At 57.4% G+C, this 12484-nt stretch carries 9 protein-coding genes; 6 read left to right on the plus strand and 3 right to left on the minus strand.

The genetic code is table 11. The features are described 5' to 3' along the window. Window positions 1–4: 4 nt before the first annotated feature. Window positions 5–373, minus strand: coding sequence for a hypothetical protein (locus HWX91_RS14045; RefSeq protein WP_025647917.1), 369 nt, complete (start codon window positions 371–373; stop codon window positions 5–7). Between the two features lie 912 nt (window positions 374–1285). Here HWX91_RS14045 and HWX91_RS14050 point away from each other — a divergent pair. Continuing rightward, entirely contained in the window at window positions 1286–2617 is a 1332-nt protein-coding gene (locus tag HWX91_RS14050) for an ATP-binding protein (RefSeq protein ID WP_042273732.1), read from the plus strand. On the opposite strand, the gene HWX91_RS14055 is transcribed toward HWX91_RS14050, so the two are convergent. Both HWX91_RS14055 and HWX91_RS14060 read right to left on the minus strand, forming a co-directional pair. Then, the gene (locus tag HWX91_RS14055; protein WP_127837974.1) at window positions 2618–3004 is read right to left on the minus strand and encodes a hypothetical protein; all 387 of its coding nucleotides are present in this window, start codon (window positions 3002–3004) and stop codon (window positions 2618–2620) included. 242 nt (window positions 3005–3246) lie between these two features. Continuing rightward, window positions 3247–4401 (minus strand): porin, encoded by a 1155-nt coding sequence (locus HWX91_RS14060; RefSeq protein ID WP_025496540.1) that lies wholly within the window; start codon window positions 4399–4401, stop codon window positions 3247–3249. A 671-nt stretch (window positions 4402–5072) separates the two neighbouring features. On the opposite strand from HWX91_RS14060, the gene HWX91_RS14065 reads away from it, so the two are divergent. The 5 genes from HWX91_RS14065 to HWX91_RS14085 all read left to right on the plus strand — a co-directional run bounded on the left by HWX91_RS14065 (window position 5073) and on the right by HWX91_RS14085 (window position 12263). Beyond that, complete coding sequence (locus tag HWX91_RS14065; protein ID WP_042273735.1) at window positions 5073–5447, plus strand: hypothetical protein; 375 nt, start codon at window positions 5073–5075, stop codon at window positions 5445–5447. A 173-nt stretch (window positions 5448–5620) separates the two neighbouring features. Continuing rightward, window positions 5621–6019, plus strand: a complete 399-nt coding sequence (locus HWX91_RS14070) for a hypothetical protein (protein ID WP_028194309.1) — start codon at window positions 5621–5623, stop codon at window positions 6017–6019. An 86-nt stretch (window positions 6020–6105) separates the two neighbouring features. Continuing rightward, window positions 6106–8415: an outer membrane protein assembly factor BamA gene (bamA, locus tag HWX91_RS14075; protein WP_028194310.1), complete on the plus strand. Its 2310-nt coding sequence runs from the start codon at window positions 6106–6108 to the stop codon at window positions 8413–8415. 2081 nt (window positions 8416–10496) lie between these two features. Then, window positions 10497–11429, plus strand: a complete 933-nt coding sequence (locus tag HWX91_RS14080) for a LysR family transcriptional regulator (RefSeq protein WP_025496333.1) — start codon at window positions 10497–10499, stop codon at window positions 11427–11429. Window positions 11430–11462: 33 nt separating this feature from the next. Further along, window positions 11463–12263 carry a FadR/GntR family transcriptional regulator gene (locus tag HWX91_RS14085; RefSeq protein WP_028194312.1) on the plus strand — a complete coding sequence of 267 codons (801 nt, stop codon included), beginning with the start codon at window positions 11463–11465 and terminating at the stop codon, window positions 12261–12263. The last annotated feature ends 221 nt before the right edge of the window (window positions 12264–12484 follow it).

Here is a 12484-nt window from a genome sequence, read left to right on the forward strand (position 1 = left end):
ACGATCAGTTGATCATGGAGCCAGGGACGAAACTGGCCGGTTTTACTGTTAGCGCCGTGCAAAGCCGCTTGACACTCTCCGTTGGCAACGAATAAGCCATCCAACCCACTCCGGGGTGCCGCAGGAGAATGACGAGCCCCAATAGCGGCGAATGTTCGACATACCAGCAGGGGTCCATCTCGAGAGGATAGTTTGACGATCTGACGGGTTCCCGAGGCTGCGGGGGATCAAGACGGCCGCGCAAGGCAATTAACTGTTGAATCAGCTCATCAACAGCGGATGTCTGCAGCAGACAAGACTTATCTGCAATGGTGAAACGGAGCGCTGGTACGTCAGCATGGTCGAAAAGATCCAATGTCATCGATTCGTACACGGTATTTCCCTTATTCAATGAACCTACTCTGCACTGCGTGAGGCTATTCGAACGGACAAGGAGAGCGCATGTAGATGCAGTTCGTCGCATTGAACTGGAGTGGCATTTCGCCGACATGTGCCTATGCGACTAAAAAATATGTCGGCAACCGGGAAGACGCTCACGAAGCAAATCATGACGGACTTTTCGCCCCTAAACGGATAGCTCGGTTCGCCGTCGTGTATCGCGTGTGTATCCACCACCTGTTTCACGTCCGGCAGTCTTCGTGCCGACGTCAATACGCCAAACAACGAACGCCATCTTCACACCGTACGGTCCGCGTGCCGAATACCCTTTCGACCCATGCATCGACGCCAACGAAAGTTCCCTAGCGAAGAGGAGTGTAGAACTCACACGCAACAACACAACCGCTACGGTCGGCGAGAAATACTTATCCATAATATTTGCTCCAGAAGCACGATGAACTCATCGTTACTACGGACAATAGCTGGCGCAATACGCCATTGTGTTACGCGCGGATTACGCCAGGTTACGCCGGATTAACCGGCACCGAGGCGCAGAGGCGCAGGGATCGCCACGATCGACAATTCCGCAAACCAACGTATAGGGGTACTTGCACGGTCTTTCGCCCAAACGAAATTTCCCCGTTAAAGCATTACCCAGACTTACATACCCGCGTTGTCGTAAAAAATCGCAATTTCTCTAAGGATTACTTGAGTTATAAATTCATTCCTGCCGGAGAGTCTTCATGTCATGGTTACTCAGATGCTTGTCGTTGACAACGACGTCGACCTTCGCGAACTGCTGACGTCGACACAGACAGGCTGCACTCCTGAGACCAACCCTCCACCCCGCGCTTCACCCAAACCGTGCGTGGACACAACTACGTACTTGCGCCGGACGACAAACAACATGCGCCAACTGATTGATTCATTGTTTGGACGGCTCGCGTTGCTGGTCGTCGCGGTCCTGTTGCTTTCCCATTTCGCCTGGTACGCGCTGTATCGCCTCGAGGATAATCGGATGCAAACCCACTATGCCGTTGAAGAGGCTGTGTTCCTCGTTAGCGCCGTGCGCCAGCACATCGCTAACACGCCCAATCTGCCGCTGCCATCGTGGGTATTCCTCATCGACCCGTCCAGCAGCGCCGTGCCGTCGATGCAGAGCGATAGATATTCGGATATGCCGTTGGCCCGCTTTCTCGATGACGTACGCACCCGGATGCCGCCGGGCACCCGGGTGCGGGCCGGCAAGCCGCCAGGGTTGTGGTTATGGGTGCTCGAGCCGACCGATCGCAACTGGATCATGGTGCCGGCATCGCCGTTGGGGTTGCCTCACGCGCTTGAAAGGATGGTGCTATGGCTAATTGCCATCTTCACGTCTGCGGTGATCGCGGCACTCTTTGCAGCGTGGCAATTGCAGCAGCCCTTGCGCGCGCTCGCCGACGCGGTCGCCCGCTTTGGCCTTGGCCAGCCAGTGTCGCCGGTGCAGGAACGTGGGCCGCAAGAATTGCGTCAGTTGATCCATGGCTTTAACCAGATGGTCCAGGAGGCGGCGCGCACGGAAAACGATCGCGGGGTGATGCTCGGGGGTGTCGCGCATGACATAAAGACGCCGCTGACGCGGCTGCGATTGCGCGCTGAGATGATGGGCGAAGCCAGGGTGCGCGACGGGGTACTGCGTGACATCGCTTCGATGACGCATATCGTCGAGCAGTTTCTTGTGTTTGCACACGACGACGCCGATAGCAGCGAAGCTGTAGAGGTCGATGCTCAATGCGAGCGGGTGGTGCGCAGTTACCAGATAGTCGCAGATGGTACGCCAGGTGTGCTGACCGACCTGAAGGCAGGCCCCGGCTTCCTGCTGCCGACCGCCACGCTCGACCGCATTCTTGCAAACCTGCTCGACAACGCGCATGCCTACGGTGCACCGCCTGTCGTGGTGGCAACCGCCCGTACTCCGACGGGCTACAGCTTGTCCGTCCAAGACAATGGCAGCGGGATCGCGGCGCAGAATCTGATCAACGCGCGCCGACCGTTCGGGCGCCTCGACCCGGCACGCGGCGGCAACGGCAATAGCGGGCTGGGGCTGGCGATCGTTGAACGGTTGGTGCGGCGCGCGGGTGGAGAATGGGAAATCGACAATCACAGCGGGCGCGGCATGCGAGTACTAATGTGCTTCCAGACTGCTGCTGTCCACACCCTTACTGGAGACGTCGCTCATGACCCATGCGATGGCGCATGACTAGCCCCCGCCGGAGGTGGCCGACGCGCCGCGCATCGTACCGTGGTGCGCACGCTGCTGAATTGCCTCGACTACCTGCCGCTGCCGGTCCGTAAGCAGCGGGGCAATCTCCTTGTGTGTTTCGTCGCTGATAGCGTGTGCTTGTGCGCGACGATCATCGGACGAAAGCGACGTATTCTGATGAAGCGCCTGCTCTTTTCGTTGGTGTTCCACCAGTATCGGCAAAATCCGTTCGCGCTGCTCCTCGGTAAGATCCAGCTCCTTCGTCAGGTGCGCCAGTTCTGAGTCGACATCCATTGATCGGTGGAACTCACCGGAACCCCATTCCCGCGCCTGGTCCGCATCGCCGCCAGCCGCTGAAACTCCAGGCATACCGATCGTTAGCATGCTCGCGAGCAATAATCTTAAAGTTCTGGTTAGCACAATTACATTGCTCCCAATGGCATGGCAACTATCGTTCTCGACGCATCTTTCCGAAGAAAACCTCCTCTTTGTGTCGCAGCATATACTTTTCCCTTGCCGCACCTTTGCCACTGCATCGCGGCCGCCAACACGAGAAGCCAGTCACCTTGTCTTACGCAGGGTGACCGGAACTTCGCGACATTCGGTCGGATTACCCAACCGTCCCGTTAGAACTTGTGACGGATCCCAAAGCTGACCATTTCCTGCGAACTCGTCCCCGCAACACCATATGAACCAATGGAAGCCTCTGCGCTGCTCACGGTGCCGTCGCTGTTCAGCTGATTCCCACTTGCGTGTTGCCATGCCCCGACGAGGTACACGTCCGTGCGCTTCGACAAGTTGTAATCTGCGCCCAAGGAAATCTGGTTATACGATGCTCCCGTGTCGCCGCTCGCCCTCGTGTAGCTGTAACCCAACCCCAATAGCAACGCCGGCGTCGCCTGGTAATTCAGGAAAGCCTGCCCGCTGTTGTATTTTTCCGTATCGACAAACGCGGACTGGGCGTCAGCCTTGTATTGCGAGTTGCTGTAGCTCAAACCGAACGTATACGGACCGGCAACATACTGGGCCGCGACGCGTGCAATATTGATCGACTTAGCCGTGTCGTAGCCGGAGTTGACTGGACCATCGAACGTGCCGTCCGAGGTCGACGACCAGCCGGTACGCGTCGTGGTGGCGCTAGCGTTGTCGGCAACAAAATAACCGGCGGACAGCGAGAGCGGACCGTTGTTATACGCGGCCGCCAACGACCAGGTCTGCCCGGAACCGGTCTTTCCCGCGACACCACCCAGTGCGTAGAGGCCCTCGACCTGCAGCCCACCGAAGACCGGTGAGACGTACTTCAACGCATTGTTGGTGCGGGAACTATTGTCGTAGTTGTCCACGTCGCCAGCGGTCGCGAACGTGCTGCCGAAGTAGTTGTCCTCCGTAATGCCCTGGACCATATCGACTAACGGATCGTACTGGCGCCCTGCCGTAAAGGTGCCGTAGCGGTCGCTTTGCAGGCCGACGTAGGCTTGGCGGCCAAACTCCGAAGTCGTGCCGTTGTAGCTGCCCATTTTGCCGTTGTTTACATTGAAGCCGTCTTCCAACTGGAAAATAGCCTTCAGACCATCGCCCAGATCCTCCGAACCCTTCAGGCCCCAACGACTGCCAGACAGGTTGCCGGAATAGAGTCCCACCTGACTGCTGCCGGTCGGCGTAGCGTTATGGGTGTACTGGATAGATTCATCGATTACCCCGTACAGGGTGACGCTGTTCTGAGCGTAAGCGACGTTGACGGCGGCAACTAGCAGCGCCAAAGTCACAATGGATTTTTTCATTTTTGATTCTCCGAGGATAAACGTTGAATAGCGCAATGCACGCCGCAATCGGATCAACCAGAACATCAGGATCCGCTTACGCGCACATAAAACGTTGCCTTTAATATCCGACTCGTTGACCAACACTCACCGGATGTCGTTATTAGCTCACAACGATTTTCGCGAAGCGTTGGCAACGCGCCACAACGAACTTACCCTTCCTTTCGTGATCCGAAATTAGTAATCCGGATAGCGTCACGATAGAAAGTACAAAACACGATCGACTGATACCTGGTGCGATCGCCGACTGCACGATGGTCCGGATCGCCTTGACGACCTCAATGACGGCAGGCAGCGCTTTGCCTGCATCCTGGTCCAGTTTTTGTCAGCACCAGCGTAGGCGCAGACTTGACGGACCCGTGCAGGCATCCTGACTGCCGGATAAACAATCAATAACTATCCGCCTGAGGCACCGAGCAGTTTCCTCAATTCCAATAACGCGTAAACATATCGAAACACATTTCGTGGCGGCTCGACCTATGCTGGTCTCTCAAACATAAATGCGAAAGCTATATGTCTTGCTAGTCGATGCATGCACAAGGGGCAGGACAAGGAGAAGCGGAGGATTCCCCCGGTTCAACCAGGCCAGACCTCACGTCAGCAGCTAGCTTCCCGTATCCAGAGGTATCCTTATGTACAAACGTCTGTCGGTCGAACCACTTCAAGAATCCGGAACACCCGCGCTCCGCCTTGTCATCGGAAACAATGCGGCTCTGCTCGATGTCAACGAGGTTGATGACCTCATTGCCCACCTGGGCCAAGTCCGCGCGCACATGCTGCCGGCGCCGCCGCCGCAACCGGACCGTTCCAGGCTTTACCCGCTCGAAGCCGACCCGTGCTGGCATGTCGACAGAAGCCCCCTGTTTGACGGCGTCGTCCTTCTGCTAAGACATACAGGATATGGTTGGATCGCGTTTTCACTGCCCCCGCCGAGCGTCTCCAAACTGGACATTGCGCTAACGGCACAGCCTCCCATGCAGCTTGCGATGAACGAGGTGGCAAACTGAACTTCTCTTCGGCCTGGCGAGAGATCCGACACCTTCGGGTTCTCTGGGCCCGGCCGGGAAAGTCCGTTCATATGCTTCACATCGTTCCAGGGAAGAATTAGTAAGCCCCCCCGTAACAACGGACCACATTCGATAGCCTAGACTTTGTCCTCACATTCTCGAGGAGGACTTTCATGTTGCCGCCAGTCGCCTTGGTGATTCACTCTCTGCATACATTCGAACTGACTGACGACGGCCAGTACCTGATGCTAAACGGTGACCAACTGGACAGCATCGCCTTGCATCATTCGGTCATGCATCAACTGTTGGCAGCGGTCTCGAACGCCATCGGCTGGTCGCGGCGAATTCGGCAAAACGAGAATGACATGAGGTTCGCCATGCCGTGCGAGGCATGGGCAATCGGCAAAGACAAGGGCGAGGCGACCCACCTGGTGCTTACGTTTCGCTTGCCCGGCGGTGCCGAACTGTCGTTCCGGATGCACCGCGCCGACGCACGCCAAATGACCGAAGTGCTGTTGCAAGTGACGGGGCTCGCGAAAGTGAATTGCGCTTCGGGCGTCACGTTGCAATAGGTCTTGTCCCCAAATCCGTCGCAACCGGATATCGACCCAAGATGCATCGACGATCCACCTATTGTGTGTCTCTCCTGTGAACCTGCATGAACCTTAAATTACTATCGGCCCGCTGCACCCGGCTGCTGACATTGATCGGCCTGAGTGCGAGCGCGGCCTCGGCCTTTGCGACCGACTCGTTTGTGGTAAGCGACATCCGACTCGAAGGCCTGCAACGCATCGAACCGAACACAGTCTTCTCGTATCTGCCCATCAAACAGGGCAACACTTTTACCGACGACAAAGCGTCTGAGGCGATACGCGCGCTGTACACGACCGGCTTCTTCAACGACGTGAAAATTTCGACGGAAGGCAGCGTCGTTGTCGTGCAGGTGCAGGAGCGTCCCGCGATCGGCACGATTGATTTCGCAGGTATCCACGAATTCGACAAGGACAACCTGACCAAGGCGCTAAACGCCGTCGGGTTGTCGCTGGGTCGGTACTACGACAAGTCGGTCGTCGACCGCGCCCAGCAGGAACTCAAGCGCCAATACCTGATGCGCGGCTACTATGCCGCCGAGGTCACGACCACGGTCACGCCAATCGACCGTGATCGCGTGGGCCTATTGTTCTCGGTGATCGAAGGTCCGAGCGCAAAGATCCGCCAGATCAACTTCATCGGCAACGCCGTGTTTAGCGACAGCGTGCTGCACGACGAAATGCAGGAATCCACGCCGAACTGGTTCTCGTGGTACACGAAGAACGACCTGTACGCAAAGGACAAGCTCACCACCGACCTCGAGAACCTGCGCTCGTACTATCTGAATCGCGGCTACCTCGAGTTTGCGATCGAGTCGACCCAGGTGTCACTGTCGCCCGACAGGAAGGACATGTATCTCACGCTCAGTCTGCACGAGGGTGAGCCGTACACGATTTCGGGCGTCCATCTGGTGGGTAATCTGCTGGACCGCGAGGCCGAACTCAACAAGCTCATCAAGATCAAATCCGGCGACCGCTTTTCCGCGGAGAAGCTGAAGGCATCCACCAAGGCGATCGTCGACAAGCTCGGCGAGTATGGCTACGCGTTCGCCACAGTGAACGCACAACCGCAGATCGATCAGGCACACCATAAGGTCGACCTGACGCTGCAGGTCGACCCGAGCCGCCGAGTGTACGTGCGAAACATCAACATTGTGGGCAACACACGCACCCGCGACGAAGTGGTACGCCGTGAAATGCGCCAGATGGAAAGCTCGTGGTTCGATTCGAACCGGCTGGCGCTGTCGAAGGACCGGATCAACCGTCTGGGCTACTTTACCGACGTCGACGTGACAACGGTGCCGGTCGCGGGCACCTCCGATGAGGTCGACATCGACGTCAAGGTCACAGAAAAGCCGACCGGTTCGATTTCGCTGGGTCTTGGTTACGGCTCCGGCGAAGGTCCGATCATTTCGGCCGGGGTGTCGCAGGACAATGTATTTGGCTCAGGAACCAGTCTGGCACTGAACGTGAACACCTCGTCGACAGGCCGCACGCTCAGCGTCACGCAGACCGACCCGTATTTCACGGTCGATGGGATCAAACGTATCACCGATGTCTACTGGCGCACTTCCTATCCACTCTACAATTTTAACGACACCAGTTTTCGGATCGTCTCCGTGGGCGCGGATCTGAAGCTCGGCATCCCGTTCTCGGAGTCGGATATGGTTTATTTTGGTCTGGGGCTCGAACAGGACCGATTCAATACCGACTCGTCAACCCCCGAGACCTACCTGCAATACGTGCAGAAAATGGGCCGCGTGGAGAACAACGTACCGCTGACAGTCGGCTGGTCGCAGGATGCGCGCGACAGCGCTCTCGTGCCCAGCAAAGGATATTACCTCCAGGCCAATGCAGAGTTGGGCACGCCGGCCGGTGGGACCGAATATTACAAGACTGATACTCAGGCGCAGTACTACTATTCGTTCGCGCGCGGTTTCGTCCTGGGACTGAATTTCCAGGCAGGTTACGGGCAAGGGCTGGCTGGCGACGCATATCCGATCTTCAAGAATTACTTTGCCGGTGGCATTGGCTCAGTCCGCGGTTACGAGGCCGGCTCGCTCGGTCCGCGCGACGTGACTACCAATAACCCGATCGGCGGCTCAAGAATGGTCGTAGGCAATGTAGAAATGACGCTGCCTTTGCCCGGTACAGGCTTCGACCGTACCTTGCGGGTGTTTACCTTCGTCGACGGCGGCAACGTATGGGGAGACGCGGGCAACAGCGCGGGTGCGAACGGCCTGCGGTACAGCTACGGAGCCGGACTGGAATGGATTTCACCCATCGGGCCGCTCAAACTCGACGTCGGCTTCCCGATCGTTAAGCATGCTGGCGACAACTACCAGAAATTCCAGTTTCAAATTGGTACCGCGTTCTAACCACGTATTTAGTACCGTTACTGGAACAAATAGATAAGTCGATTCTCGACATGGCGAGGACCCTGCTCGATCAGGTTGCCCGGAAATTTCGAGAGCCTGGCCTTCTTCGCATCTTTAGACAACAGACCATTGGAGTTCATTGCGCGCTCGGCGTATAGTCCATCGAGTGGGATCGTTTCCCGCGGCCGGAGTCGATGCAGAAACCTCGCAACTGACGTTTGTGCCCGCGCAAGGACAGATGACTTTTCCCGGTGCATTAGTTCACCCACTCGGCTGCTTTGACGAGCGCGTGCTTCACGTATGCCGATCCGCAGATCCCTGCCCTCGCGGCGCGGCTTTCCCCGAACCACTTTCGCGCGATAGGCGAGCTGCGATCACACATTCCGACGATCACTTCCGGTTTGTCATAAAGTGAAGGTGCCATACATTTCAGCATAAGCAACGTCTCCAGGGGACACGGTCACCCAAGACTCGTTTGCCAGGCCGCTATAGCGAGAGGTTTCTGCGCGGGCGCCGTCACCACGCATTCACATGGCATCGACCATGCGAACGCCCGGCATCGGATGCCATATCATGGAACTACAAAGTTCAGGATGATGGTCGCCGGGAATGTATCCGCCTGTTGCTCCCGCTTCGGCAACGCGCCCGCCTCTTCGGCGGACGCGTTCGGAGGAGACGCAGGAGTCAGACGCTTTCAGTGAGAACCGCACACGCAGACCCGCCGTCACGGCAATCTGCTCGTTCGAATTCGACGTTGAGAACTCGTTAATTACCGCATGTATGCCGCTGCTTCCTGTGTCACTCACGTGCCGATAGACGCCCCGCAGATAAAGGTCTGTGCGCCTGGATAACGCGTAGGCGGTCTGCAACGTGAACTGGTTCCATTTCGGCCGACACTATCAATACGGCTGTCGGCAAATGTGTACGCACCAGAGATCGAGACCGCAGAGGTAAACTGGTATCGTCCATTCAACTCGTAGTTCGTGAAGCGTGCGCTATTCGCTGCCAGCGAAAGACGATTTGAAGTACCCGATGCGGACGCACCAATGCCGGTTCGTGGCGAAGTCTCCTGATCTCCTGGAAAAGCCGTACAGTCCGCCAAACTTCAGGCCACCATCGTTGACACTCGAGTACTTGATCGAATTGTTGATACGGAAAGAGTTGTCAAGGTTATCGTTGTCAAACGGGTGTGCTGCCTCGCCGCCCTAGTTTCCTGAAAATTGCTGCTGCCACCCTGATTTTTCGTGTAGGTGAGGCCAGCATCTGGGTGACACTGCTTTGGGCGTGAGCGGTAGCTGCGGAGTGAGCGCGCCGGCTGCACCCAGCGCCATCAACGATCTTTTCATCTGATTCTCCATGATGCAGGAAAGAAATTACGCGTGCAGACAGGCGAAGGTAAACATTCACACATGTCAGCATGCGTCTTATGCCATGGTGCGACGGCATTGAAGATAGAGTTCCAGTCGCACAGCGATTAGAACCGATCAGACGGAAACGAATGTTGGCCCATGGCACTACCAGCTTTACGAATTGTTTCGGGCCGCATCCTCTGAAACAATGACCGGATCGTGAATGCAGTGCCTGGCTTCGCCAGGTTCCCTGCTATTAAAGGACCGGACAGACTCCTGGCTTGACGAAAAGCCCCCGGAAGCGCCAGCCTGAAGTTAGATGAGGCAAGGCGTGGAAGGTCGAGGTAAAACGTTTGAACCTCTGCACGGGGTGTGTTCAATATCCTCAACGGATTACCCGTATCCGGGCCCGACCGGCTTCGAATCAATCAGTGTCTCCAGGCTGACGTTCTCGATGACATTCATATGTTTCCTCCGTAGCGCGCCGCCGGGCGCAGGCGTTGCCTGGACATCGTACTTCGCGGTTGTCGATACAGACAATACCAGTTAACTGTTCACTGGTTTCATGTCAGCCAGATATGCATGATTGTTCACGTCAGCCTGGAAGCGTTTGTTGAAAAACCCCCTTGTTTAGCGAGTATTCCGTATACACACACGCGACCAGAACAGCTAGTCTAGAGGAGTTGAATTGCCGTCGTCCATGCAGGGAAATACATTTCTAATATCGATCACATGAATATCCTATCGGTCGACCTCAATCTCCTGAAGGTGTTCGACGCCATCTACGTCGAACGCAGCGTGAGCCGCGCGGCTGTACGGCTTGACCTCACCCAGCCTTCGGTCAGCCACGGGTTGACGCGCCTGCGTACCTTGTTCGGCGATCCACTGTTCGTCCGTCTGCACGGCGGCGTAGAACCGACCATCGCGGCGATGCGGATCGCGCCGGCGATCCAGCAGGCAATACGCAACCTGCAGACGATGCTCGACGAGGGCTCGCGCTTCGATCCCGCGAACGGCCGACGCACATTCCTGATCCACATGAGCGACTTCGGTGAAGTGGTATTCCTGCCGCTGCTCGTGCGCGAGTTGCAGGCGCGTGCGCCAGGCGTACGTGTCGAGACGTGTCAGCTGGCGGGACTCGAATTGACACAGGCGCTCGAAAGCGGGCAAATCGACTTCGCGATCGGCTACCTGCCTGTGCTCGACGAGCTGTTCCAGTCAGAAGCGCTGTTCGGCGAGGAATACACGATCCTTGCTCCAACGCGGAACAAGGCGGGCGCATCGATAGCGCGTCCACTCGAGGAGCTCGAATTCGTGTCGATCACGTCGCACCCCGAAACGACGAAGATCCTCGTCGAGCACGGGCTGCAGGATCGCGTTCGGCTGTCCGTGCCGCACTTCATGGTGCTGCCGGCGATCTTCGCGCAAACCGGGCTCGCTGCAGTCCTGCCGCGCCGGGTCGGCGGGTTCTTCAAGCAATGGACAGGAAACGATCCGTATCAGGAGATCGTTCTTCCGGGAGCGCGCCACGAGATGAAAATCAACCTGTACTGGTTCAGACGCTATTCGACTGACCCGGGCAACATATGGCTGCGTGATCTGATCGTCGAGCTGTTCAAGCGTCCCTCACCGCAGCGCGGCGCGCAAGCGCGCAAGATCTCGTAACCATATCCGTCTACACTCGACACATCGAACAGTATGCCGTCCACCCCAGTCGATCCATCACCGCGACGCACGGAGCGCGGCAACGTCACGCAGCAGGTTTTCGACGATCTCCGCCAGCGGATTCTCGGCAGACAGTTCGCCCTCGGCGACAAGCTGCCGACCGAAAGACAGTTGCTCGAAACGTACAATGTGAGCGTCACGACTGTGCGGGAGGCGATACGCGGACTCGCCAGCGCAGGACTCGTGGAGATCAAGCATGGCAAAGGCGTCTATGTGACCGCACGAGCCGAAGAACTGGTCGCGAACTCACTGTTCTCGATGATCCAGCTCGAGAAGGTCGGAATGGTGCAGGTGCTTGGCGTGCACGGCGCGCTCAATACCTACGCGTCCGAACTCGCCGCGGCGCGTGCGACAACGCAGGAGGTCGACGCGATGCAGCAGGCGCTCGCAGCCATCGATCATGCGGTCACGCCCGAAGACATCGCTGCCGGGCTAACACGGTTTCTCAACGCACTGGTACGAGCGTCCGGCAATCCACTACTCATTGCACTTTGCCAGTTCCTCGCGAGCGTTCAGATCGGACTTGCGAGGGAGATCCAGGGCAAACGGTTTGAAGCGTGGCGCAAGACGGCCGCGCGCCTGTCAAAGGAGCGCCAGCGGATCGTCGATGCGATCCGGATCGGCGACGTGGAAGGCGCGCGCGTCGCCGCGCGCGCCTTCCACGAACGCTCGATCAAGGTGATTACGACATTGCCGAACGCCGACGGTCCCATCGTCTCCGATCTGGCAGTGTCATCGTTTTTCTCAAAGCTCTTGCAGCAGATGACCCCATGACGACCTAATCGCCGACATTGTGCGGGTACGCCGGGGACAGGCCGATATATCAATTCACGGCTTGAGCGTTCGCCGGTCACGGCCGTGCCGACGAACGTGGCCCTGGCTACTTCGCGGCCCCCGTTTTTCAGGCACTGCATATTCCTTACAGGTCACCGCGCTCCCGTCGACTTGCACAGAAAGTGACTCAACAGGTAAATGCCTCAGGCCAAAGGATTTGG

Source organism: Paraburkholderia fungorum, from assembly GCF_902833645.1.
In the GTDB taxonomy this organism is placed as follows: domain Bacteria; phylum Pseudomonadota; class Gammaproteobacteria; order Burkholderiales; family Burkholderiaceae; genus Paraburkholderia; species Paraburkholderia fungorum.

Coding starts and splice junctions, on each gene's coding strand:
- HWX91_RS14050 (WP_042273732.1), top strand. CDS start 1,286: ATGCGCCAACTGATTGATTCATTGTTTGGACGGCTCGCGTTGCTGGTC.
- HWX91_RS14065 (WP_042273735.1), top strand. CDS start 5,073: ATGTACAAACGTCTGTCGGTCGAACCACTTCAAGAATCCGGAACACCC.
- HWX91_RS14080 (WP_025496333.1), top strand. CDS start 10,497: ATGAATATCCTATCGGTCGACCTCAATCTCCTGAAGGTGTTCGACGCC.
- HWX91_RS14085 (WP_028194312.1), top strand. CDS start 11,463: ATGCCGTCCACCCCAGTCGATCCATCACCGCGACGCACGGAGCGCGGC.
- HWX91_RS14060 (WP_025496540.1), bottom strand. CDS start 4,401: ATGAAAAAATCCATTGTGACTTTGGCGCTGCTAGTTGCCGCCGTCAAC.
- bamA (WP_028194310.1), top strand. CDS start 6,106: ATGAACCTTAAATTACTATCGGCCCGCTGCACCCGGCTGCTGACATTG.
- HWX91_RS14070 (WP_028194309.1), top strand. CDS start 5,621: ATGTTGCCGCCAGTCGCCTTGGTGATTCACTCTCTGCATACATTCGAA.
- HWX91_RS14055 (WP_127837974.1), bottom strand. CDS start 3,004: ATGCTAACGATCGGTATGCCTGGAGTTTCAGCGGCTGGCGGCGATGCG.